At 61.1% G+C, this 23,340-nt stretch carries 21 protein-coding genes; 11 read left to right on the top strand and 10 right to left on the bottom strand.

Annotated elements, in window-relative coordinates:
* Window positions 1-6: 6 nt before the first annotated feature.
* From leuB to leuC, 3 genes are read right to left on the bottom strand one after another with little or no spacing between them, the layout of a single operon-like run.
* Window positions 7-1,089 carry a 3-isopropylmalate dehydrogenase gene (leuB, locus tag RN346_RS09650; RefSeq protein WP_263587018.1) on the bottom strand — a complete coding sequence of 361 codons (1,083 nt, stop codon included), beginning with the start codon at window positions 1,087-1,089 and terminating at the stop codon, window positions 7-9.
* A 29-nt stretch (window positions 1,090-1,118) separates the two neighbouring features.
* Window positions 1,119-1,766 (bottom strand): 3-isopropylmalate dehydratase small subunit, encoded by a 648-nt coding sequence (gene leuD, locus RN346_RS09655; protein ID WP_263587017.1) that lies wholly within the window; start codon window positions 1,764-1,766, stop codon window positions 1,119-1,121.
* Window positions 1,767-1,769: 3 nt separating this feature from the next.
* Window positions 1,770-3,239, bottom strand: coding sequence for a 3-isopropylmalate dehydratase large subunit (gene leuC, locus RN346_RS09660; RefSeq protein WP_263587016.1), 1,470 nt, complete (start codon window positions 3,237-3,239; stop codon window positions 1,770-1,772).
* A 183-nt stretch (window positions 3,240-3,422) separates the two neighbouring features.
* Here leuC and RN346_RS09665 point away from each other — a divergent pair, with 183 nt between their 5' ends.
* The 5 genes from RN346_RS09665 (at window position 3,423) to RN346_RS09685 (ending at window position 10,501) form a co-directional block, all read left to right on the top strand.
* Complete coding sequence (locus RN346_RS09665; RefSeq protein ID WP_263587015.1) at window positions 3,423-4,295, top strand: LysR family transcriptional regulator; 873 nt, start codon at window positions 3,423-3,425, stop codon at window positions 4,293-4,295.
* Between the two features lie 207 nt (window positions 4,296-4,502).
* Window positions 4,503-6,929, top strand: a complete 2,427-nt coding sequence (gene pgaA / locus RN346_RS09670; RefSeq protein ID WP_311960987.1) for a poly-beta-1,6 N-acetyl-D-glucosamine export porin PgaA — start codon at window positions 4,503-4,505, stop codon at window positions 6,927-6,929.
* A complete protein-coding gene (gene pgaB / locus RN346_RS09675) occupies window positions 6,929-8,881 on the top strand; it encodes a poly-beta-1,6-N-acetyl-D-glucosamine N-deacetylase PgaB (protein ID WP_311960988.1) in 1,953 nt (650 codons plus the stop codon). Before pgaA ends, pgaB begins: the two co-directional genes overlap by 1 nt.
* Window positions 8,878-10,152 carry a poly-beta-1,6-N-acetyl-D-glucosamine synthase gene (pgaC, locus tag RN346_RS09680; protein WP_311960989.1) on the top strand — a complete coding sequence of 425 codons (1,275 nt, stop codon included), beginning with the start codon at window positions 8,878-8,880 and terminating at the stop codon, window positions 10,150-10,152. The genes pgaB and pgaC overlap by 4 nt, the downstream gene beginning before the upstream one ends.
* Window positions 10,118-10,501 carry a PgaD family protein gene (locus RN346_RS09685; protein WP_263587011.1) on the top strand — a complete coding sequence of 128 codons (384 nt, stop codon included), beginning with the start codon at window positions 10,118-10,120 and terminating at the stop codon, window positions 10,499-10,501. Before pgaC ends, RN346_RS09685 begins: the two co-directional genes overlap by 35 nt.
* Before the next feature lie 146 nt (window positions 10,502-10,647).
* Here RN346_RS09685 and RN346_RS09690 read toward each other — a convergent pair whose 3' ends face one another.
* Together RN346_RS09690 and RN346_RS09695 are read right to left on the bottom strand one after the other, a co-directional pair.
* Window positions 10,648-11,106: a hypothetical protein gene (locus RN346_RS09690; RefSeq protein ID WP_311960990.1), complete on the bottom strand. Its 459-nt coding sequence runs from the start codon at window positions 11,104-11,106 to the stop codon at window positions 10,648-10,650.
* Between the two features lie 86 nt (window positions 11,107-11,192).
* A complete protein-coding gene (locus RN346_RS09695) occupies window positions 11,193-11,609 on the bottom strand; it encodes a GFA family protein (RefSeq protein WP_311960991.1) in 417 nt (138 codons plus the stop codon).
* Between the two features lie 202 nt (window positions 11,610-11,811).
* Between RN346_RS09695 and RN346_RS09700 the strand changes: the two genes are divergently transcribed.
* The gene (locus tag RN346_RS09700) at window positions 11,812-13,125 is read left to right on the top strand and encodes a hypothetical protein (RefSeq protein WP_311960992.1); all 1,314 of its coding nucleotides are present in this window, start codon (window positions 11,812-11,814) and stop codon (window positions 13,123-13,125) included.
* A gap of 21 nt (window positions 13,126-13,146) precedes the next feature.
* Here the strand turns inward: RN346_RS09700 and RN346_RS09705 are convergent, their stop codons facing one another.
* The gene (locus RN346_RS09705) at window positions 13,147-13,665 is read right to left on the bottom strand and encodes a zinc ribbon-containing protein (protein ID WP_263587007.1); all 519 of its coding nucleotides are present in this window, start codon (window positions 13,663-13,665) and stop codon (window positions 13,147-13,149) included.
* 183 nt (window positions 13,666-13,848) lie between these two features.
* Between RN346_RS09705 and leuS the strand changes: the two genes are divergently transcribed.
* The 5 genes from leuS to RN346_RS09730 all read left to right on the top strand — a co-directional run bounded on the left by leuS (window position 13,849) and on the right by RN346_RS09730 (window position 19,406).
* On the top strand, window positions 13,849-16,434 hold the full coding sequence (gene leuS, locus RN346_RS09710; RefSeq protein ID WP_311960993.1) for a leucine--tRNA ligase: 2,586 nt from the start codon (window positions 13,849-13,851) through the stop codon (window positions 16,432-16,434).
* Window positions 16,431-16,937, top strand: a complete 507-nt coding sequence (locus RN346_RS09715) for a hypothetical protein (RefSeq protein WP_311960994.1) — start codon at window positions 16,431-16,433, stop codon at window positions 16,935-16,937. Before leuS ends, RN346_RS09715 begins: the two co-directional genes overlap by 4 nt.
* Window positions 16,934-17,995 carry a DNA polymerase III subunit delta gene (gene holA, locus RN346_RS09720; RefSeq protein ID WP_263587004.1) on the top strand — a complete coding sequence of 354 codons (1,062 nt, stop codon included), beginning with the start codon at window positions 16,934-16,936 and terminating at the stop codon, window positions 17,993-17,995. Before RN346_RS09715 ends, holA begins: the two co-directional genes overlap by 4 nt.
* A gap of 78 nt (window positions 17,996-18,073) precedes the next feature.
* On the top strand, window positions 18,074-18,472 hold the full coding sequence (locus tag RN346_RS09725) for a PA2779 family protein (protein WP_263587003.1): 399 nt from the start codon (window positions 18,074-18,076) through the stop codon (window positions 18,470-18,472).
* A gap of 7 nt (window positions 18,473-18,479) precedes the next feature.
* Window positions 18,480-19,406: a PA2778 family cysteine peptidase gene (locus tag RN346_RS09730; RefSeq protein WP_311960995.1), complete on the top strand. Its 927-nt coding sequence runs from the start codon at window positions 18,480-18,482 to the stop codon at window positions 19,404-19,406.
* 60 nt (window positions 19,407-19,466) lie between these two features.
* On the opposite strand, the gene sthA is transcribed toward RN346_RS09730, so the two are convergent.
* The 4 genes from sthA to nqrE all read right to left on the bottom strand — a co-directional run bounded on the left by sthA (window position 19,467) and on the right by nqrE (window position 23,340).
* Window positions 19,467-20,858, bottom strand: coding sequence for a Si-specific NAD(P)(+) transhydrogenase (gene sthA / locus RN346_RS09735; protein WP_311958038.1), 1,392 nt, complete (start codon window positions 20,856-20,858; stop codon window positions 19,467-19,469).
* 70 nt (window positions 20,859-20,928) lie between these two features.
* Window positions 20,929-21,183, bottom strand: coding sequence for a (Na+)-NQR maturation NqrM (gene nqrM / locus RN346_RS09740; protein WP_263587000.1), 255 nt, complete (start codon window positions 21,181-21,183; stop codon window positions 20,929-20,931).
* 245 nt (window positions 21,184-21,428) lie between these two features.
* Window positions 21,429-22,661 (bottom strand): NADH:ubiquinone reductase (Na(+)-transporting) subunit F, encoded by a 1,233-nt coding sequence (gene nqrF, locus RN346_RS09745; RefSeq protein WP_263586999.1) that lies wholly within the window; start codon window positions 22,659-22,661, stop codon window positions 21,429-21,431.
* Window positions 22,662-22,722: 61 nt separating this feature from the next.
* On the bottom strand, window positions 22,723-23,340 hold the full coding sequence (gene nqrE / locus RN346_RS09750) for an NADH:ubiquinone reductase (Na(+)-transporting) subunit E (protein WP_227390977.1): 618 nt from the start codon (window positions 23,338-23,340) through the stop codon (window positions 22,723-22,725).

The following is a 23,340-nucleotide window of genomic DNA, read 5'->3' on the forward strand; positions in this document are numbered from 1 at the left end:
CGACCATCAGGCCAGCGCGTTGAACGCCTCGATTACCGCGTCACCCATCTCGACGGTGGACACGCTGGTTTCGCCTTGCTTTGCGATGTCTGCCGTGCGAAGACCCTGGTCGAGCACGTTGCCCACCGCGGTTTCGATGCGCTCGGCCAGGCCGGCTTCGTTCAGCGAATAACGCAGCATCATGGCCACCGAGAGCATCATGGCCAGCGGGTTGGCGATGTTCTTCCCGGCGATATCCGGGGCGCTGCCGTGGCAGGGCTCGTACATGCCCTGGCCAGTTTCGTTGAGCGAAGCCGAGGGCAGCATGCCGATGGAGCCGGTGAGCATGGCGGCGGCATCCGACAGGATATCGCCGAACATGTTGCCGGTGACCACCACGTCGAACTGTTTGGGCGCGCGCACCAGCTGCATGGCGGCGTTATCGACGTACATGTGCGAGAGCTCGACGTCCGGGTACTCCGGCGCCAGCCGCTCCATGACTTCGCGCCACAGAATGGTGACCTCGAGTACGTTGGCCTTGTCCACGGAGCAGAGTTTCTTTCCGCGCTTTTGCGCCATTTCGAAGGCGACCCGGCCAATGCGCTCGATCTCACTTTCCGAATAGATGTAGGTGTTGAAACCTACGCGCTCGCCGTCACGCTCCTCGATGCCGCGGGGCTGGCCAAAGTAGATGCCGCCGGTAAGCTCGCGCACGATCATGATATCGAGCCCGGCCACCAGTTCAGGCTTCAGGCTCGAGGCGCTGGCCAGCTGCGGATACAAAAGCGCCGGGCGCAGGTTACCGAAAAGCCCGAGGTTCTTGCGCAGGCCCAAAAGGCCCTTCTCAGGACGTTTGGAGAGATCCTCGATCTTGTCCCACTTCGGACCGCCGACGGCGGCGAGCAGGATGGCATCGGCAGATGTGGCTTTTTCAAGCGTCTCAGCGGGCAGCGGCTCGCCATGAGCGTCATAGGCGCTACCGCCCACCAAGGCTTCTTCGACCTCGATATCGAGCCCTGCGTCCTGGCAGGCTTTCAACAGGCGCGCAGCCTGGGCGGCGATTTCCGGGCCGATACCGTCGCCGGGCAGCAGCAATACTTTCTGGGTCATACGAATTCCTTAAAAAGCGTCGGTAAACGTCAAGCACTCTGACGGAAAAGCCACGGGCGCGCCTGGCGGTGCTTCTCCTCGAACGCGCGAATGGCGTCCTCGTCCTGCAGCGTAATGCCGATATCATCCAACCCTTCGAGCAGGCAGTGCTTGCGAAAGGCGTCTACCTCGAAGGGGAAGGCGTCGCCGCCGGGCGTGGTCACGCGCTGATTTTCCAGATCGACGTCGAGTCGGTAGCCCTGCATCGCTTCGACTTCCTGAAACAGCTGCTCGACCTGCTCTTCGGGCAGCGTGATCAGCAGAATGCCGTTCTTGAAGGCGTTGTTGTAGAAGATATCGGCGAAGCTTGGCGCGATGACCACGCGAAAACCGAAGTCTTCCAGCGCCCAGGGGGCGTGTTCGCGGGAGCTGCCGCAGCCGAAGTTGCGCCGGGCGAGCAGCACCTGGGCGTCCTGGTAGCGCGGCTGATTGAGCACGAAGCCGTCGTTGAGCGGGCGCTTGGAGCAGTCCTGGCCGGGCTGGCCCTCGTCGAGGTAACGAAGCTCGTCGAACAGGTTCACGCCAAAGCCGGTGCGCTTGATGGATTTAAGAAACTGCTTCGGAATGATCAGGTCGGTGTCGACGTTGGCGCGATCCAGCGGTGCCACCAGACCCTCGATGCGTTCGAACTTTTTCATGGCTTAGGCCTCCTGGGCGTGGTTGGCATCATTGGCGGGGAGCGTGCGCACGTCGACGAAGTGGCCGGCGATCGCGGCGGCGGCGGCCATCGCCGGGCTCACCAGATGGGTGCGCCCGCCGTAGCCCTGACGGCCCTCGAAGTTACGGTTCGAGGTCGAGGCGCAGTGCTCGCCGGCGCCGAGCTTGTCGGCGTTCATCGCCAGACACATCGAACAGCCCGGCTCGCGCCACTCGAAGCCCGCGTCAGTAAAGATTTTGTCGAGGCCTTCGGCTTCCGCCTGGCGCTTCACGAGCCCCGAGCCCGGCACCACCATGGCGAGCTTGATGGAGTCCGCCACTTTCTTACCCTTGGCGACCTTCGCGGCCTCGCGCAAATCCTCGATGCGCGAGTTGGTGCAGGAGCCGATGAACACCTTGTCGAGTTTGATATCGGTGATCTTCTGGTTCGCCTGCAGGCCCATGTACTCCAGCGCCCGGGTGTGGCTGCGCTTGACGGTGTCATCGGAGGCGGCCAGCGGATCCGGCACCTGGCCGGAGATGCCGGTGACCATTTCGGGGCTCGTGCCCCAGCTCACCTGAGGCTCGATCTCTTCGGCCTTGAGGGTCACGACCTTGTCGAAATGAGCATCGTCATCGGACACCAGCGCGCGCCAATCGGCCACCGCGGCCTCCCACTGCTCCTCGGTCGGGGCGAAGGGGCGTTTGGCCAGATAGTCGATGGTGGTGTCGTCGACGCCGATCAGGCCCACCCGGGCGCCGGCTTCGATTGCCATGTTGCACACGGTCATGCGCCCTTCCATCGATAGCGAACCGATGGCGCTGCCGGCGAACTCGATGGCGTAGCCGGTGCCGCCGGCGGTGCCGATCTCACCGATGATCGCCAGCACCACGTCCTTGGCGGTCACGCCAAGGCCAAGCTCGCCTTCCACCCGCACCTGCATGTTCTTCATTTTTTGCGCCAGCAGGCATTGGGTCGCCAGCACGTGCTCGACTTCCGAGGTACCAATGCCGTGGGCGAGCGCGGCGAAGGCGCCGTGGGTCGCGGTATGGGAGTCACCGCACACCACGGTCATGCCGGGAAGCGTGGCGCCCTGCTCCGGGCCCACCACGTGCACGATGCCCTGGCGCGGGTCGTTGATCTTGAACTCTTCGATGCCGTACTCGACGCAGTTGTCGTCGAGTGTCTGTACCTGGATCAGCGAGACCGGGTCTTCGATGCCACTGTTGCCGGCGGCGCGCTCCTTCTGCGTCGTCGGCACGTTGTGATCCGGCGTTGCCAGGTTGGCATCGAGGCGCCAGGGCCTGCGCTTGGCCAGGCGCAGACCCTCGAAGGCCTGGGGCGAGGTCACTTCATGGAGCAACTGGCGGTCGATGTAAATGAGCGCGGTACCGTCGTCGCGCTGCTTGACCAGATGCTGATTCCAGAGTTTGTCGTAAAGGGTTTGACCTGACGTGGCGTGTTGCTCTGACATGCTGCTCTCCCGGGCGGTGCCCTGCTGATTCGGTCCGGTGCTCTTTCAAGCCGCCTCTTCGGGCGTTATAGGGTCAATCGTTATGTATAGCGTCAGTGTTACGCGCCTCGCGCATAAAAGCAATTCATGTTATTCATGCAATAGATTCCATAATGGAATAGCAGCCCACCGAGTAAAAACGCCATGGATACCCAAAGTCTGCAGGCTTTCATTGCCGTCGCCGATACGCAGAGCTTTTCGCGGGCCGCCGAGCAGCTTCATCTTACCCAGCCGGCCATCAGTAAGCGCATCGCCACGCTCGAGACCCAGGTAGGCGCGCGGCTTTTTGATCGCATCGGGCGGCGCATTTCGCTGACGGAGGCGGGCCGGCTACTACGGCCTCGCGCGCTTCATATCATGCAGTCGGTCGAAGATAGCCGACGGGCGCTGGCCAATCTTTCCGGTCAGGTAGGCGGAACGCTGACGCTCGGCACGAGCCATCACATCGGGCTTCATCGTCTGCCGCCGATCTTGAAGCGCTACACCGAGCGCCATCCGAACGTGGCGCTGGACCTTCGCTTTCAGGACTCGGAGCTCGCCTACCAGGGCGTCATCGATGGCACGCTCGAAATCGCCGTAGTCACCCTCGCCCCGACACCGTCCGAACAGCTCGAAACGGCCGAACTCTGGCGTGACAGACTCTGCTTCGTCTGCGCGCCGGATCATCCGCTGGCGCGTAAGCAGACACCACTCACCCTGGACAGGCTCAGCACCTTTACCTGTGTCATGCCCGGGCTCAAAACATTCACTCACTCGCTGATCGAAAAGCGCTTTCTTGGCGTCGGGCTTACGCTGTCCGTGGGGATGGCGACCAACTACCTCGAAACGCTTAAAATGATGTGCAGCGTTGGGCTTGGCTGGAGCGTACTGCCGGAAAAAATGCTCGACGACACACTTGTGGAACTAAACGTTGAAACGCCGCCCATTGAGCGCCCGCTTGGCTATCTCGTCCATACCGACCGGACGCTCTCCAATGCGGCCAGGCAGATGATCGAGGCGCTGACGGCAAGCTATTGAAAAGCTGTACGAGTGGCTTTCATTCTAATGATAAAAATAAAATTAAAACCTATTAAAAGGCATTAATTACACCTCGTTTAAAAACGAAATAGGCACTTATATCGTTCAATTTTCTTCCTGATTTTACAATAAGTAAACTCCTATACACTAAAAGTTACATTTACTTACACAAATGTGACCACTCTAGCCTGTGTAGGATACGCCCCCATGCAAAGCCCTCTTCGCCGCTTTTGGCCTCTTGGCCTGCTCGCAAGCCTGATGGCAGGAGCGGCCCATGGTCAAAGCACCACGGATCTCACCCGTGAAGCACTGGTTCTAGACGCGCGGGAGGGCAACCTGACCTCCTCGATCAGCGGTCTCGAAACGCTCTATCGACAGACCGGCGATGCGTGGGTGCGTGCTGATTTGATCGCGCTTCTACTGCGCGCCGAACGCTTCGACGATGCGCTGGCCGTTTGCGCCGGCTGCTCTCTGGAGCAGTACCGCTCCAATGAACTCGAAAACCTTGGCGGCGCGGCGCGGCGCGTGCAGGCTTTTGATCAGGCGCTGGCCTTCTATCAGACGCTGGCGCGGCGCGACCCGCAAAATGGCCAAGGGTATCTAGGGCAGGCGCTGGTCAATACCGACCTCGAGCGCTACACCCAGGCTCAAATCAACCTCGAGAACTACGAGCAGGTCGCGGGCACGACGGCGCAGGGGCTGGAGGCGCGCGGCTATCTTGCCTCGCGCACGCAAAACGCCACCCAGGAGCTCGCTGCCCGCCAGGCGCTGATCGAGCGGGATCCGAGCAACACAAGCGAACTGCAGGCGATTTACCGCCTGGCGGTAGGTTTGGGCGCCAGCGGCGCGGCACGCGATCTGATGAATCAGAATCCGGACGTTTTCAGTGCCAGCGACCGGCTTTGGCTGGCCTACTACGAAGCGGTCACCGACATTCGCTTAGGCATTCATACCGACACGCCGTCGCGCACCGCAAGCGGCCTCACGCAACTCGAAACCGTACTGTCCAACGCCGAGCTTCCCGATCAGCTCAAAACGCTGGCCGAGTACGACAAGGTGGTCGCGCTTGCCGAGCTTCGACGCTTTAGTGAAGCCGAGGCACTCTCCAAACGCCTAGAGCTTCAGCACGGCACCCTGCCCGATTACGTGCTCCGCGCCCGTGCGCTGGCACTTGGCGGTCTTGGCCACCCCGATGAGTCCGCCACGCTCTATCGCGGGATCATCGCGCGCTCGCCGGGTATGGCGATCAACCCGGACGACCCACTCAACGAGGGATTGTTCTTTAGCTACACCGATGCGCAGCGCTTTGCCGAAGCCGACCGGCTATTAAAAAGCTGGCTCACTCAGGAGCCGGAGTACCGCTGGGACTTTACCCGCACGACGCAAATTCCCAACGCCAATTACCAAAAGGTGCTGCTGCTCGACGTGCTGCTGACCGCCTGGCGCGGCCAGATAGGGGAAGCAAGCGATCGGCTGGCGGCCTATCAGGACCAGGCGCCTGGCGACCCTTACCTGACGATTACCCAGGGCGATCTCGAGCGTATTCGAGGCTTGCCGCGAAAAGCCGAAGCCACGTACCAAAGCGCCGAGCCCATGCTTGCGCCGGATCAGCGCTATCAGGCTGAGCACGGCGTGCTTTTAGCGCGGCTTCAGCGCGGCCAGTGGGCCGGCACGACGGATGCAATCGCCCGCGAGATCACTGATGCCCGGCCCAGCCCGTCCCGCGATGAGCTGGCCCGCGAGTGGCGCGAGGCCCGTGCCCCGCAGCTGAGCGCTTCGTTTACCCGGAGCAGCGGCGAAGGCGTGAGCACCCAGGCATCGAAAGAGTGGCGCTCGCAAGTGCGCCTCGACGGGCCGCGCAATGCTCAAGGGTCGCGCCCGTTCATCACTCAAACCAATCAGTACGGCGAGTTCGACGACCAGGACCTGCGCGCGGGCACGACCGTTGCGGGCTACGAGCTCAACCTGTACCCGGCAACGGTGGTCCTGTCGGCGGGTCACGGCGCTCAACTGGGCAATGACTTCGTCGCTCAGGCCGAACTCAGATACGCCGCCAGCGATCACGTAACGGCTACCGTCGCGGCGGAGCACAACACCCTCGACACCCCGCTTCGCGCGCTCAACGACGGCGTCAGCGCCGACCGCTATCGCGGTGAAATCGCCCTTTACCGCGACGAGCGCGGCGCAGGCGCCCTTGGCGTGTCGGCAATGGATTTCGATGACGGCAACCTTCGCCGCTCGGCCTACGGCTACTGGCGCGAGACGCTCTATCACCTGGACCGCTGGCAGGTGAACGGCGAGGCCCAGGTCGCGGCATCGGCCAATGACGAGGTCGAGGCGAGCTACTTCAACCCCGAGCGCGATGCGAACGTGGCGGGCGTGCTGTCGGTGAACTACGAAATCCCGCTGGACTACCGCCAAAGCTTCATTCAAACGCTGTCGCTCGGCGCTGGACGCTACTGGCAAAAAGAGTTCGACGACGAGAACACCTGGTCGATCGGCTACGGCCACCGTTTCGAGCTTGCCCCCACGTTCAGTCTCGAATACGGCATCACCCGCGAACGCGCGGTGTATGACGGCATTGCCGAGTACGACAACACCTTCACCGCTGGCTTTATCTGGAGATTCTTGTAATGCACTGGCGCACGCTCATTACCGGTCTGGTGTTGCTCTTGTTGAGCGTTCAGGCGCACGCCGAACGCACCCCTGACGATTTCGTCGTCATCAGCTACCACGACGTGGTCGACCGTCAGGTCACGCCGAACCTGCCGATCTACCCCCAGACCATTACCCGCGCCCGACTGGTCGAGCACTTCAACTTGATCGATGCCGAGGGCTACCGGCCGGTCAGTTTTCAGCAGATCCTCGATGCCCGTAACGGCGGCGCACCGCTGCCGGACAAGGCGGTCCTGTTGACCTTCGACGACGGCTACGCAAGCTTTTACGACATCGTCTTTCCGCTGTTGAAGCTTTATGATTTCCCCGCCGTCCAGGCCGTGGTGGGCAGTTGGCTCGACGTGCCTGCCGGCGGCCAGGTGCCCTACGGCAATATCACCCTACCCCGCAGCCGTTTTTTGAGCTGGGATCAGGTCCGCGAGCTCGACGAGTCGCCGCTGGTCGAGATCGCCTCGCATACTTTCGATCTTCACCAGGGTGTGCTCGGCAACCCTCAGGGCAACGAGCAGGGTGCGGCGGTCACCACGATCTGGAACCGCCAGACCGGCTATGAAAGCGAAGCCGCCTATACCGCGCGCATTCGCGCCGACATGGCCCGCACCCGCGAGCAGTTCGAAGAGCACCTGGGGCGCGAGCCGCGCATGATGGTCTGGCCCTACGGTGCTTACAGCCAGGCGACCATCGATCTGGCCGCCGAAGTAGGCATGCGCTACACCTTCAGCCTTTTGAGCTCGCCCAACCGCTCCGGCGAGTCGCTTGCGAGCATTCACCGCTACCTGATCGATCAGGAGACCAGCCTGGAGACCCTGGGCGAGATTCTCGCCAACAACGTGTGGGAGAAAGAGTCCCTTCGCATCGTACACGTGGATCTGGACTACGTTTTTGATCCGGACCCGGTTCAGCAGGAGCAGAATCTGGATCGACTGATTCAGCGTATCTATAGCTACGGCATCACCACGGTTTATCTCCAGGCGTTCGCCGACCCGGAGGGAGACGGCGTTGCCAACGAGCTCTACTTCCCCAACCGCCACCTGCCGATGCGTGCCGATTTGTTCAACCGCGTGGCCTGGCAGCTCAAAAAGCGCGCCGGTGTGAAGGTGTACGCCTGGATGCCGGTGCTCTCCTTCGATCTCGGTGACGACCATCGCTACGTTCTCAACGACCGCACCGGAGGCGAGGCGCCGGAGCACTACCGCAGGCTCACCCCATTCGATGCCGACAACCGCCGCATCATCAACGAGATCTACCAGGATCTGGGGCGTCTGACCAAGTTCGACGGCGTGCTCTTTCACGACGACGCCTTTTTCACCGATCACGAGGACGCAAGCCCGGCGGCACTCAGCGCCTATGAAAACGCCGGCCTGCCCGGTGATATCGAAGCGCTTCAGCAGGAGAATCAGATACAGCGCTGGACCGACTTCAAGGAGCAGTACCTGGCGGACTTTACTCGGGAGCTTTTACGCTCGGCCAACTACTACCGTCAATCGGACAACAAGGCGTTCACCAGCTCGCGCAACCTGTACGCCACCACGATCATGAACCCGGAAAGTCAGCAGTGGTTCTCGCAAAGCCCCGAAGGCTTCGCTCAGGCCTACAACTACGTGGCGGTTATGGCGATGCCTTACATGGAGGAGGCAGACGACGACCCCAACGGCTGGCTCAGAGAGCTTGCTCGGCGTTCACTTTCCCGGGTCAGTGCCCAGCAGCTCGTGTTCGAACTTCAAACTCAGGACTGGCGTACCCAGACACCGATTCCGAGTGAAGAGATCGCCGAGTGGATCCGTATTCTGCGAGAGGAAGGTATCAAGCACATCGGCTACTACCCGGACGATTTCCATGAAAATCATCCCAATATCGACGTGATCAGACCGTACTTTTCCCAAGGCCAACGCTTTAGAAAACTGCCATGAACCTACTCGACCTTCTGGCCACCTTTACGCTTGGCTACCCAAGTGTCATGGCCACCATCTGGATCTGCGGTGGCGTGTATTTCTACCTGCACTGGGAGCGCAAGCAGCCCAAGACGACCCCGTTTCAGTTCGACTCGTCGGCGCCGGCGGTCACGGTGCTGCTGCCCTGTTACAACGAGGGCCTGAACGTCGACGAGACGGTGCAGCACCTGTTCAAGCAGAACTACCCGAACATGGACGTCGTGGCGATCAACGACGGCAGTCGCGATGACACGCTGGCTCGCCTACAGTCGCTCGCCGCGCGCTACCCCAAATTGACGGTGCTGGATCAGCCCAACCAGGGCAAGGCCAGCGCCATGAACAACGGCCTGGCCCACGCCAGCGGCGACATCATCGTGGGCATCGATGGCGATGCGATTCTCGATTACGACGCCGTCGGCTTCATGGTCAGCCACTTCGTCGCAAGCCCTCGGGTGAGCGGCGTCACTGGCAACCCCCGGGTGAGAACCCGCTCGACGGCGATCGGCAAGATTCAAACCGGCGAGTTCTCGGCGATCATCGGCCTGATCAAACGCGCCCAGCGCATCTACGGCATGGTGTTCACCATCTCGGGCGTCATCTGCGCATTTCGCCGTCAGGCGATCGAGAAGATCGGTGGCTGGAGCACCGACATGATCACCGAAGACATCGATGTGAGCTGGCGGCTTCAGCTCGACGGTGGCCAGGTTCGCTACGAGCCCCGCGCCATGTGCTGGGTGCTGATGCCGGAAACCCTGCGCGGGCTTTTCAAGCAGCGCCTGCGCTGGGCCCAGGGCGGTGGCGAAGTGTTTCTGCGCTACTTCACCCAAACCATGCGCTGGAAGAACCGTCGCTTCTGGATCCTGATGCTCGAGTACATCGTCAGCGTCGTCTGGTGCTATTCGGTACTGGCGCTGATCGTTGCGTGGCTGGTCAGCAAGGCGCTGACGCCGGACGAGTGGCCGGTGACCGGCAGCGTGCTCTCCTATTTCAGCAGCATTTTGATTTTCATCAGCTTCATTCAGTTTTCGGTGAGTTTTTACATCGACAGCCGTTACGACCGCGACATTCTCAAGTGCGTTTACTGGAGCATCTGGTACCCCTTCGCGTACTGGATACTCAACCTGGTCACCGTGATCATCGCCTTCCCCAAAGCGATGACGCGCCAAAAAGGACGGCTAGCCACCTGGCAAAGCCCCGACAGAGGAGAGCCCTTCAATGAGCAACAAGCTGATGCCCGTGATCATCGATAACCCTTGCCAAAAATGCTGGCAGTACCGCACGCGCGATACCGTGATGGCGCTGGCAACGCTCGGCTTGTGGCTGGTGGTACTTTCAAGGCTGCACACGTTCTACACCGTCGAGGACGCCATCATCGAACAGCTCTACAGCTCGACGATGCTGCAGCTGCTGGCGGCAGGCTTCATCGTCACGTTCCTGACCTTTCATTTGTGGGCGGTGTACAACCGCTACCTCTACAAAAACCTTCTGCGCCGCGCCGAACGCGTCGCCGCTATCCCGTTAATCGAGAATGAGTACGCAGCGCCCTTCTCGACCGATATGGGCACGATCTTCCAGCCAGAGAAGGAAGTAGTTCGCTAATCGTTTTCAAAAAAGTACTACGTAAAACGCCCGGGTCGACGTGCATCGCCCGGGCGTTTTCCTTAAGGCCAGTGCCAATGCTCCGTTGATCTGGAGAACGTACCGCTTTCAAGCGTTTAACCCACGCGCTCCCTTCAGGCAGCGAGCTAGCGAAACAGGTTACGTCCGCGTTTTTTGCGCCGGTAAAAACCGGACGCCAAAAACGCAAGCCCCAGTCCCATCAGCATGCTGACCCCTTTAGCCGCGGCTCCTCCCATTGGGCTACCGTGCCAAAGAGCGTGGCCCATAAAGGCGAGCATTGCGATCGTGATTAGCACTCCGGCAAGCATCAGCGCCTGCCAGGGGACCCACACTTCGCGGGGTCTCTCGCGCTTTCCTCGCGCCAGCCCCCAGCCGGCGGCCAGCGCGATCGTGCCGAGCCCGGTCAACAGGGAGAAGAAGATGGCAAGACTCAGTGCCCCTTCCGTCAACGAATCGCTCAGCTCACCGATAAGCGCGTAGCCCATCAGCAGGCCCAGCAAAAGCGTGACCAGCCCTATCAGCGCAATGATCGCGCCGGCTATTCGTTGAGCCGCGCTCAAACGGCGCGGGCGAAACGTGTTCACAAGAAGGTCCTCATTGATAGAGCTTACCGGCCCCGAGTAGAAAACCATCCTGAAACGAGGCCAGTTCTTGCATCTTCACGCTTGCCTCAGGCGTGTTTGGCAAAAAGCTCTTCGCCGGTCAGGTCGTGGATTCGCTCACAAAACGAGTAGAACGCCGGCTTCTGGTCGATGAAGACCTGGCTTTTGAGCCGCCACGCACCGTCGCTCTGTAAAAGCCCCACCGGCACCAGATACTCTCCGGACGCGTTGAGGCGAAAGAACAGGTGCGTGCCGCAGCCGCTACAGAAGCCGCGCTGCGCCCACTCGGAAGAAGCGAACGTCGAGATCCGCTCTTCCCCTTCGAAATCGACGCGGGTACCGCAGCTGACTACCATCAGCGGCCCCCCGCTCCACTGGCGGCACGTCGCGCAGTGGCAAACGTCGACGTTCAGGCTTTCCGGGCGGGCGGTGATGCTAACGGCGCCGCAAACACAGCGGCCCTGATGCTCTGACAAGGTTTCCATGACACTCTCCCATCGTTGTTATTGAAAAAATCGCTGTTACAACAGCCAGCCGTTGCCATCACTCGATGGTACGCAAAGTCCTTAACGATAATCAAAGGATAGCCGCTTATCGCGTGCGCCAACTGATTAACACGCGACAGACCGCGCTGGTTTTTAAGGGCCGATTTCATTAGCCTGCGAGTCACGTTTTAAAGGAGTCTTCATGGACAGAACCACCGCGCGGCGGCGTCTGGCGGGAACGCTGGCGTTTTCGGGTTTAGTGGCGCAAATCGCCGGCTTCACGCCCTGGACCGATACACATCCGCTTGTGAGCTACCTGCTGTGGGCGGCGGTGGTGCTGCTATGGAACGATATTCCGCGCCGCTCGCGACTTCAGGCGGGCGTACTGATCGGGATGGGGGCGTCGATGCTGCTGACCGCCCATCTGGTGTACGGAGCACCCATCGACTGGCCGCACGTGCTCGAAGGCAACGTATTCGTCGTCGCGATGCTGGTCGGGGTGAGCTTCATTTCGCTGGTGGGGCGCCAGGGCAATCGGCCCGCGGCGGGCAAGCGGCTCACCGGCAGCGGCGGCGTGTTGCGCACCTGGCTGGGGGTTCATTTTCTCGGCACGATTTTAAACCTCTCCACGGTCTTCATGGTGGGCGACCGGATCGCGCGACGCGCGCCGCTCACCGCCCCCCAGTTTCTGGCGCTGAACCGCGGACTCTCGAGTGCGGCGCTCTGGTCGCCGTTTTTCGCCTCGATGGGCGTGGTGATCGCTCTGGCACCGGCGGTCGAGTACAGCCAGATTGCGCTGGTAGGCTTTCCGATTGCGATGCTCTCCGGGGTGATCACTACCTTCGAGCTTAATCGGCGCTTCGATTTGCGCGAGGTCGATGGCTTTTCGCTTTCGCCGAAAAGCCTGTTCATGCCGCTGGGCATGGCCCTGGGCGTCATGCTGTTTCACTTCGTGCTGACACCGCTGCTGTCGATCGTCAGCATCATTACCTTTCTGGTTCCCGCCGTAGCGGTGGTGGCGAACCTGCACGAAGGACCGGTCTTTACCGTCAAACGGGTTCGACAGCACGTTTTCAACCGCCTGCCCGCGATGCGCGGCGAGCTTTCACTGTTTCTAGCGGCGGGGCTTTTGACCATCGGGCTTTCAACGCTGGTCAGCGCGGCGGCGGGTGACGACTGGACGCTCTTCGAGCACTTCGGGATCGTTCAGGCGATGGCGAGTTTCGCCGCCATTACGATAAGCGCGCTGGCCGGGCTTCACCCGATCATCGGCGTTTCAATCCTGGCCTCGGTTCTGAATCTCGACGCCGGCGAGCAGACGCTCTTCGCCTTCGTGGCGCTCAGCGGCTGGGCGGTCGGCACCAGTGTCGGGCCGCTTTCCGGGATCAACCTGTCGCTGCAGGGGCGCTATGGCGTCAGCGGCTATCAGATGATGCACGACAATCTGGTGTACGCCGCCATCATGAGCCTGCTCTCGCTGGCGGCGATCGCAGGCATCGGAACGTTCGGAAACTGAGCCGGCGTCACAAGCCGAATATCAGGTTTCGACGATTTTCGTGGGGAAGCGATAGAAGTAGCGGTGACCGCACTGATGGCAAGGTTCGATGCGCGAGACACGCTCGAGCATGACCTGGGTATCACAGTGCACGCAGGCCATGAGCCCGGGTGCGGCCATTTCGCCTTCGCAGTAATCTGCCCGGGCGGCTTCCAGGTCATCCTCGAAACGTTCGCGCTCGACCACGCTGCGATCGGCGATGGATAGAAGCGACTCAACCACTCGCCGCGACAGCGTATCGACGTCGATCCCCAGCCACTGAGCCACCTGCTTGCCGGAGTCCGCCATGTAGTGGCGCATGTCTTTCAAATCGCGCTCGACCCAAGCGCGCAGCAGCGCCAGCTCGTCTTTAGTGTACTCTTCGAACTCGGCCTCGAAGGCGACGGCGTCGTCCAGATCCTTTTGCAGGTTCGTCCAGGTCAATTCGCCCGCGCCGTTTTTCATGCGCTCCAAAAGACGCTCGTAGCCTTCGCGTAAACGGTGGTCGTTATCTCGTTCCATGGATGCTCTCCTTTCTCAATACCGCTTTAAATACCGCGCTTGACTGCCTGGCCGCTATCGCCGGCTAACCGTTCAAGGTTACATCAGCATAGGATACAATCGGCATTACTGATCTGACAGCCGTCATTCTCATTCATACCGCGCCCGAATCGGGCGAACTACGCCAAGGCATTGAAAAAACCGATGGATGCACATTATAGCCCTCGCGAGATCGAACGTGACGCCCAGCAGTACTGGGACAAGAACCAGTGCTTCAAGGCGGTAGAAGACGCCAATCGCGAAAAGTTCTACTGCCTCTCCATGTTCCCCTACCCCAGCGGTAAGCTCCACATGGGCCACGTGCGCAACTACACCATTGGCGATGTGGTCTCGCGCTTTCATCGGATGCAGGGCAAGAACGTTCTGCAGCCCATGGGGTGGGACGCCTTCGGCATGCCGGCGGAAAACGCCGCCATTCAAAACCAGGTACCGCCGGGTGAATGGACCTACCAGAATATCGATTATATGCGCACCCAGCTCAAGGCGCTGGGCTTCGCCTACGACTGGAGCCGCGAATTCGCCACTTGCGATTCGAGTTACTACCGCTGGGAGCAGTGGTTCTTCGGCAAGCTGATCGAAAAGGGCCTGGTCTACAAGAAGATGTCCACGGTCAACTGGGACCCGGTGGACCAGACGGTGCTGGCCAACGAGCAGGTGATCGAAGGCCGCGGCTGGCGCTCCGGCGCTTTAGTCGAGCGCAAGGAGATTCCGCTGTGGTTTTTGAAGATCACCGACTACGCCGACGAACTGCTGGCGGATCTCGACAAGGTCGAATGGCCCGAGCAGGTCAAGACCATGCAGCGCAACTGGATCGGTAAGTCGAGGGGCGTCGAGCTCAGCTTCGACATCGAAGCCCAGGGCGGCGACGCGTGTGAGCCGCTGTCGGTTTACACCACTCGCCCGGATACGCTGATGGGCGTGACCTACGTGGCCGTCGCCGCCGGCCATACGCTTGCCAAAGCGGCCGCCGAGCACAACGCAGAGCTTGCCGCATTTTGCGAAGAGTGCGCCAGAGGCGGCACCTCGGAAGCCGAAATGGCGACCAAGGAGAAGCTCGGCATGCCCACCGGCCATCAGGCCGTGCACCCGATCACCGGCGAGCGCGTGCCGGTTTACGTTGCCAACTTCGTGCTCATGGAGTTCGGTACCGGCGCGGTCATGGCCGTACCCGCCCACGATCAGCGCGACTGGGAGTTCGCCACCAAATACGGCGTCGCGATCAAACCTGTGATTGCCGATGAGAACGGCAACACGCCGGATCTAAGCCGGGAAGCCTTTGTCGAGCACGGCACGCTGATCAACTCCGGCGAGTTCGACGGGCTCGGTTTCGAGGCGGCGTTTGACGCCATTGCCGGAAAGCTTGCCGAGCTTGGCCGCGGCGAAACCAAAACCAACTTCCGTATTCGCGACTGGGGCGTGGCCCGCCAGCGCTACTGGGGCGCGCCGATTCCGGTCAAGTACGGCCCGGAAGGTCAGACCGTGGCGCTCACCGACGATGAGCTACCCGTCGAGCTTCCCATGGAGGTCACCGTCGACGCCTCGGGCTCGCCGCTCAAGAAAATGCCGGAATTTTTTGATCTGGGCGATGGCTGGACGCGGGAAACCGACACTTTCGACACCTTCATGGAGTCCTCCTGGTACTTCGCCCGCTTCGCCTGCGCCGATAACCACGAGGCGATGCTCGACGAGCGCGCCAACTACTGGCTGCCGGTGGATCTTTACATCGGCGGCATAGAGCACGCGATTTTACACCTGCTCTACGCGCGCTTCTTCCACAAGCTGATGCGCGATTTCGGCCTGGTCGAGAGTGATGAGCCGTTCCAGCAGCTGCTCACCCAGGGCATGGTCATCGCCGAGACCTACTACCGCACGCTCGATAACGGCGGTAAGCAGTGGTTCAACCCGGCGGACGTCGATGTGAAGCGCGACGACAAGGGCCGCCCGATCAGCGCGGTGCTGGTGAGCGACGGCGAGCCGGTCGAGATGGGCGGCATCGAGAAGATGTCCAAGTCGAAAAACAACGGTGTCGACCCGCAGTCGATGATCGAGCGCTTCGGCGCCGACACGGTACGTCTTTTCATGATGTTCGCCGCGCCGCCGGAGCAGTCGCTCGAGTGGTCCGACTCCGGCGTCGAAGGCGCGCACCGCTTTTTGAAGCGTATCTGGCGTCAGGTCAACGAGCACATGGAGGCCGGCGAGCCCCAGCCGCTCGATAAAGGCGCGCTTAACGACGACGAAAAAGCTCTGCGACGCAAGACGCACGAGACGATCAAGAAAGCGAGCGACGACATCGGTCGGCGCACCACTTTCAATACCGCCATCGCGGCAGTGATGGAGCTCTCCAACGCCGTCGGCAAGTTCGATGCAACCGCCAGCCAGGGCCTGGCCGTGGCACGCGAAGCGCTCGAGGCCTGCGTACTGATTCTCGCGCCGATCACCCCGCACCTTTGCCACACCCTTTGGCAGCAGCTTGGCCACCAGGAGCCGGCCATCGAGGCGACCTGGCCCGCGGTGGATGAAGCGGCGCTGACCCGTGACAGCCTTGAGCTTGTCGTGCAGGTCAACGGCAAATTGCGCGCCCGCCTCGAGGTACCGGCGGATGCGGATAAAGCTTCCATCGAGCGTCTGGCGATGGAGAACGACAACGTACAGCGCCATCTCGAGGGCCAAACGGTGCGTAAGGTCATCGTGGTTCCGGGCAAGCTGGTCAACATCGTGGTGGGCGGATGAGCACACTCTATACACGCCGGCGGTTACTCGCACTGGGGAGCGTCGCCGTATCGGCGGCGCTACTGGCAGGCTGTGGCTTTCGGCTGCGCCGCGAAGGCACATTGACCAGCCTGCCGCCGCTCAGCCTCGAAGGCGACACCTCCACGTCGCTTGCCCGCGAGCTCGACAGCCTACTTACCCGCCAGGGCACCGACGTGACCCCGGGCGCCCCCTGGCGGGTCACGCTGGGCACGCCGGTGGTCGAGAACCGGTCGCTGGGAAGCGAAGGCCGCGCCAACCGTGACCACGAGCTCACCATGCGCGTAACGCTTTCGGTACAGCGGCGTGAGAACGGCGCCTACGCGCTCAACAACGATATCGTCTCGACGGCCACGCGCATTCGTATCAACGAGGACGACCTCTTGAACCGAGAATTGCTGCTGGACGAGGCGAAACAGACGCTATCGCGTCAGCTCGCCCAGCGCATCGTCGAGCGCCTGGCGACACTCGAGGCGTCGCCTTGAAGGTCTTTGCCGACCAGCTAGGCGGCCAGCTCGCCAAAAAGCTTCCGCGGGCGGTGATCGTCGCCGGTGAAGAGCCGCTTCAGCATCGCGACGCCTGCGACGCCGTGCGCCAGGCCGCGCGCGGCGCCGGCATCGAGGAGCGCGAAGTACTCGACGTGGAGCCCAACTTTGCTTGGGGGCGGCTTCTCGAAACCGCCAGCAACCTGTCGCTCTTTGCCAGCAGCAAGCTTTTGGAGCTGCGCCTTGGCACCCAAAAGCTCGGCCAGGAGGGCGCGAAAGCGCTCGCTCAGTACGCCGAGCTGATGGAGCAAAGCGACGATGTCCTGCTGATCAGCATGGGCAAGCTCGACGCCAAGCAACAGAAAAGCGCCTGGTTCAAGGCGCTCGACAAGCACGGGCTGTTCGTGCCGGTGTGGCCGGTGGATGCCTCCCGGCTCGGCTACTGGCTGCGTGACCGCGCCGGGCTTCACGGCGTGCAGATCGATCTGGACGCCGCGCGTCTTTTGGGCGAGCGCACCGAAGGTAACCTGCTTGCCGCCGACCAGGAGCTTCAAAAGCTTGCGCTGATTCACCCGCCGAATACGCGGCTCAACGTGGACAGCATCGCCGTGGGCGTCGAGGATAGCGCCCGCTTCGACGTCTTCAACCTGTCCGACGCGTGCCTCAAGGGCGAGCCGCAGCGTGTCTCAAGAATCGTCACCGGGCTTAGAAGCGAAGGCGTGGAAGCGCCGATCGTCCTCTGGGCATTGACCCGAGAACTTCGAACGCTTCTGTCGCTGCACCAGCATCTGGATCAGGGGCAAAGCTTCGAGCACGCTTGCAAGACGCAAAAGCCGATGATTTTCGACAAGCGCCGACCGGCCTATCAAAAGGCGATCAGCCGCCTGCCGATGAAGCGTTTGCACAAGCTTTTGCTGATGGCTCAGCGACTCGATCTCGCGGTCAAGGGCGCCAGTGGCGTGCCGCTCTGGCCAGGCCTTCACGATTTGGCGATGACGATGGGCGGCGCCAAGGGTATACTCGCCGAAACCCCGTGGACCTACCGCATCGGGGTTTAGTGCGCCGCTCTTGCGTGGCGCCTTCATCACCAACTTTATTAGAAAAAGCGCTCTGATAGCGTTCAAGGATCGAATACCATGAAAACCCTGCGTTCCACCCTGTCTGCCCTGTTGATTCTAGCGTTGGTCGTCACCAGCCTTCCGATCATGGCCTCTGTGGACGCCTCCAATCGCGCCCTGATCTCCACGCAGTCAGTGCTCGCCAGCGACCAGGCCGGCGCCGAGCGTCAGCGTATCAGCGACGTGCTCGCCCGTGCCGATGTCCAGCAGGCCCTCGTTAACCAGGGCGTCGACCCGGTCGAGGTTCAGGCCCGCGTGGCCGCTTTAAGCGATAGCGAAGCGAAAGAGATGGCTCAGCGTCTGGACGAGCTGCCCGCTGGCGCCAGCGGCGTAGTCGGCGCGTTGTTTGCCGTATTCATCATCCTGTTGATCACCGATATTCTCGGTCTGACCGACGTCTATCCGTTCACGCGCTAAGCATTCGATGCGTCGTCTCGCTCACTACGCCCGCACTGCGGGCGTTTTTGTACTCGCCCTTTGGCTTAGCGGCTGTGCGCGACATCCGGTGCTGCTCGAAAGCACGTATCGAACCATCACGCCTCGCGTCGAGCTGACTGATGTGCCCTTCTTCGCCCAACGCGAGTATCAGTGCGGCCCGGCGAGTCTGGCCATGGTACTCAACCATCAAGGCGAAAGCGTTGCCCTGGAGACGCTCATTCGCGAGGTTTACCTGCCCGGTCGCGAAGGCAGCCTGCAGCCGGAAATGCTCGCCAGTGTGCGCCGTCATGACTTGATCCCCTATGTAATCCGCCCCACCCTGGATGCGTTGCTGCACCACCTAAACGCGGGTGAGCCGGTCGTGGTGATGCAGAACCTGGCGCTGCCTGTCTACCCGCTGTGGCACTACGCGGTCGCGATCGGTTTTGATTTGGCCAACGAGCGGCTGCTATTGCGAAGCGGTGAAATCGAGCGTCATGCGCTCGCTTTCAGCCGTTTCGACGCCACCTGGGCGCGCAGCGAGCGCTGGGGATTCGTGGTCAAGGCGCCAGGAGAGCTGCCCGTCGATGTCTCGGCGCGCGGCGCGGTGGACGCCATCAGCGCGTTCGAGGCGCTGAACGGCGCAAGCGCGGCACTACCCAGCTGGCAGGCGCTGGTCGAGCGTCACCCTGAAAGCGGGCTGGCCTGGTTCGCGCTGGGAAACGCCTTTTATAGCGAAGGTGAACCGAGCAGCGCACGCCACGCCTTCGAGGCGGCTACCCGCGCAGACCCGATGCTTGGCGCAGCGTGGCTGAATATGGGGTTACTGCTGGCACTCGAAAACGATATGGAGGCGTCACAAGCGGCGCTGCGCCGAGCCGCCGAAATCGCAGGCCCGTGGCAGGCGCGCGCTCAGGAGCTACTGGACGACTGACACCTCGACCCAACAAAAAAAAGGGCCCAACTGGGCCCTTATCGGTCGATAAGCGTTTCATCAAAACACCCGATTCAACCCATTTTGCGCCGCCACCCGGTAGGCTTCGGCCATGGTCGGGTAGTTGAAGGTGGTATTGACGAAGTAGCGCAGCGTGTTCGCCTCGCCCTCCTGCTGCATGATCGCCTGGCCGATATGAAGAATTTCCGAGGCCTGGTCACCGAAGCAGTGGATACCCAGAATCTCCAGCGTATCCTGATGGAACAGGATTTTGAGCATGCCGACCGTGTCGCCAGTGATCTGTGCCCGGGCGGTGTCCTTGAAAAACGCCTTGCCCACTTCGTAGGGCACCTTCGCCTCGGTCAGCTCGCGCTCGTTGGGGCCAAAGGAGCTGATTTCGGGAATGGTGTAGATGCCGGTTGGAATATCGGTGACGAAGCGATACTCCTTGTCGAGCAGCTCGTTGCTAGAGTTCAGGCCCTGATCGTAGGCGGCGCTGGCCAGACTCGGCCAGCCGATCACATCCCCGGCGGCGTGAATATGGGGAAGCTCGGTACGGTAGTGATCATCGACACTGAGCTGGCCGCGGCCGTTGGGCTGCAGCGCGATATTCTCAAGGCCGAGTGAATCGGTGTTACCGGTGCGCCCGTTGGCCCACAGGAACGCGTCGGCACGAATCTTCTTGCCGGATTTGAGATAGACCACGACGCCGGACTCGTCGGGCTCGACACGGTCGTACTCCTCGTTATGCCGAATCAGCACGCCGTGCTTGCGCAGATGGTACGACAGCGCATCGCTGATTTCGTCGTCCAAAAACGACAGCAAACTATCGCGGCTGTTGATCAGATCGACCTTGATACCGAGCCCGGAGAAGATCGATGCGTACTCACAGCCGATGACGCCGGCGCCAAAGATCACCATGGTGCGCGGCGTGTGCGCCATGGCAAGAATGGTGTCGGAGCAGTAGATGCGCGGGTGGCTGAAGTCGATGTCACCCGGGCGGTACGGGCGCGAGCCAGTGGCGATCACGAACTTCTTCGCCACCAGCTCCTCGACGCCTTCCTGACGGTCGCGAACGAGGAGCGTATGCTCATCCTTGAAGCGCGCGGTGCCGTGAATCAAGTCGATACGGTTGCGCGCGTAAAAGGTGGTGCGCATTTCGACCTGTTTATCGATGGTATCGCGGGAGCGCTCCATGACGCGTGGGTAGGAGAACATTCGCGGCTCGCCGATGTCGCGAAACATGCGGTTGGTATTGAACGCCATGATCTGCTTGACCTGGTGGCGCAGCGCCTTGGAGGGAATGGTCCCCCAGTGGGTGCAGTTTCCGCCGACCTGCGGCTGTTTCTCGATGATGGCCACGCGCTGATCGTTCTTTGCCGCGTTGATGGCCGCGCTCTCGCCCGCGGGCCCCGTACCGATCACCACGACATCGTAATTGTGAACCGCCATACCGTCTGCGTCTCCTCGATCCCATTTCGCGCACGCTAACGCGTGTGCGGTCCTGTCCCTTGCGTGGCGCTCAGCGCCGCGTGGCATCGTAGCCCAGATCCGCGCCGCGGCTCTCGTCGCTTGCACGACGAGCGCTTCCGCGCTTGCGGTTCTCTTCCTCGCAAACCTTGTCCTTGCCGCCGCAAATATCGCAGCCGTCCTTCATGCCGATCTGATTCAAGCCACCGCAGGAGCCTGCAATGGGCTTGCGCCCGACCAGCACACCCACCGCCATCGCGGTCATGATCAGCGCCATGAAACCAAATACCAGTAGCCAAATAGCCATTGAAACCTCCTGGGACGTTACCTGCCCTCGAGACAGTTGCGATAAGCAAAAGTGCCTGGCGGAGCAGTTGTGCGTCGTTACTCAAGGTGTACGGCCTCATTATACCGTAAATACGGGGTATGATCAGGCAGTAGGCCTTTTAACCAAAACCGGCTTTGAGCCTGGTTCATCGAAACGGGCGTGCAAGCGCTATAAAAAGAGCGGGGCCGGCCCATGGCCAGCCCCGCTCTGCGTACATCGACTTCTTATCCGCCGAAGTCGTCCAGCATGATGTTTTCCGGCTCAACGCCCATATCCAGCAGCAGTTTGATCACGGAGGCGTTCATCATGGGCGGACCGCACATGTAGTACTCGCAGTCCTCCGGCGCCGGGTGATCCTTCAGGTACTCTTCGTAGAGCACGTTGTGGATGAAGCCCGTCGCCCCTTCCCAGTTGTCTTCCGGCAGCGGATCGGAAAGCGCCAGGTGCCATTCGAAGTTCGGGAACTCCTCGGCCAGCTGATCGTACTCCTCGTTGTAGAACGTTTCGCGCCAGGAGCGCGCGCCGTACCAGAACGAGATTTTGCGATCGGTCTTCAAACGCTTCAACTGATCGAAGATGTGGCTGCGCATCGGCGCCATGCCGGCACCACCGCCGATGAAAATCATCTCGGCATCAGTGTCCTTGGCGAAGAACTCACCAAACGGCCCCATGACTTCCACCTTGTCGCCTTCTTTCAGACTGAAGACGTAAGTCGACATCAGGCCCGGCGGGTGGTCCGATTTAGGCGGCGGCGTGGCGATACGGATGTTGAACTTGAGAAGACCCTTCTCTTCCGGGTAGTTCGCCATCGAGTAGGCGCGGATGACCTCTTCGTTGTTCTTGTGCCGAACGTCGAACAGGTTGAACTGCTCCCAGTCGCCGCGATACTCCTCGTCGATATCGAAATCCGAAAACTTGATATCGTAAGGCGGAGCCACCAGCTGCACGTAGCCACCGGCGCGGAAGGCCACTTCTTCGCCTTCGGGAAGCTTCAGGTTCAGCTCCTTGATGAAGGTCGCAACGTTGGGGTTCGCGGTAACCACGGTTTCCCATTTCTTGACGCCGAACACTTCTTCAGGCACTTCGATCTTCATGTCCTGCTTGACCGGTACCTGACAGGACAAACGCCAGCCTTCCTTCTTTTCACGCATGGTGAAGTGCGACTCTTCGGTAGGCAGAATCGAGCCGCCGCCCTCTTCCACGCGGCATTTGCACTGCGCGCAGGAGCCGCCGCCACCGCATGCGGAGGATAGGAAAATGCCGTTGGCCGCCAGCGTGTTCAAAAGCTTGCCGCCGGCCTGGGTCTTCAGGGTGTTCTCGGGGTCGTCGTTGACTTCGATCGTCACGTCCCCGCTACTCACGAGCTTGCTGCGCGCTGCCAGAATGATCGCCGTCAAACTGATGACGATGACCGTGAACATGACAACACCGAGCAAGATGATGGATGTATCAACCATATCGGTTTCCTATTGCTGAGGGTGTTCTCGGCGACGAGGCGCCGCCGAGAACACCGGCCGATTAAAGCTGAATGCCCGAGAAGGACATGAAGCCCAGGGACATCAAGCCAACGGTGATGAACGTAATACCCAGACCCTGTAGGCCACCGGGAACGTCGCTGTACTTCAGCTTTTCGCGGATACCCGCGAGTGCGGCGATCGCCAGCGCCCAGCCGGTACCGGCACCGAAGCCATACACCACGGCCTCACCGAAGTTGTAGCTACGCTCGACCATGAACAGTACACCACCGAGGATGGCGCAGTTCACGGTAATCAGCGGCAGGAAAACGCCCAGCGCGTTATAGAGCGACGGCACGTACTTGTCCAGAAACATCTCCATGATCTGGACCAGTGCGGCGATGACGCCGATATAGGAGAGCAGACCCAAAAACGACAGGTCGATGTTCTCGGCACCTTCGATACCAGTCCAGGTCAACGCGCCTTCCTGAAGCAGGTACGTGTAGACCAGGTTGTTCACCGGCACGGTGACGGTCAGTACCACGATGACCGCGATGCCCAGGCCAATGGCCGAGGAGACCTTCTTCGAGACCGCCAGGAACGTACACATGCCCAAAAAGAAGGCAAGCGCCATGTTCTCGACGAACACCGAAGCGACGAAAAGGCTCAGATAGTGTTCCAT

It is taken from the genome of Halomonas sp. PAMB 3232, assembly GCF_031954225.1.
In the GTDB taxonomy this organism is placed as follows: Bacteria; Pseudomonadota; Gammaproteobacteria; order Pseudomonadales; family Halomonadaceae; genus Vreelandella.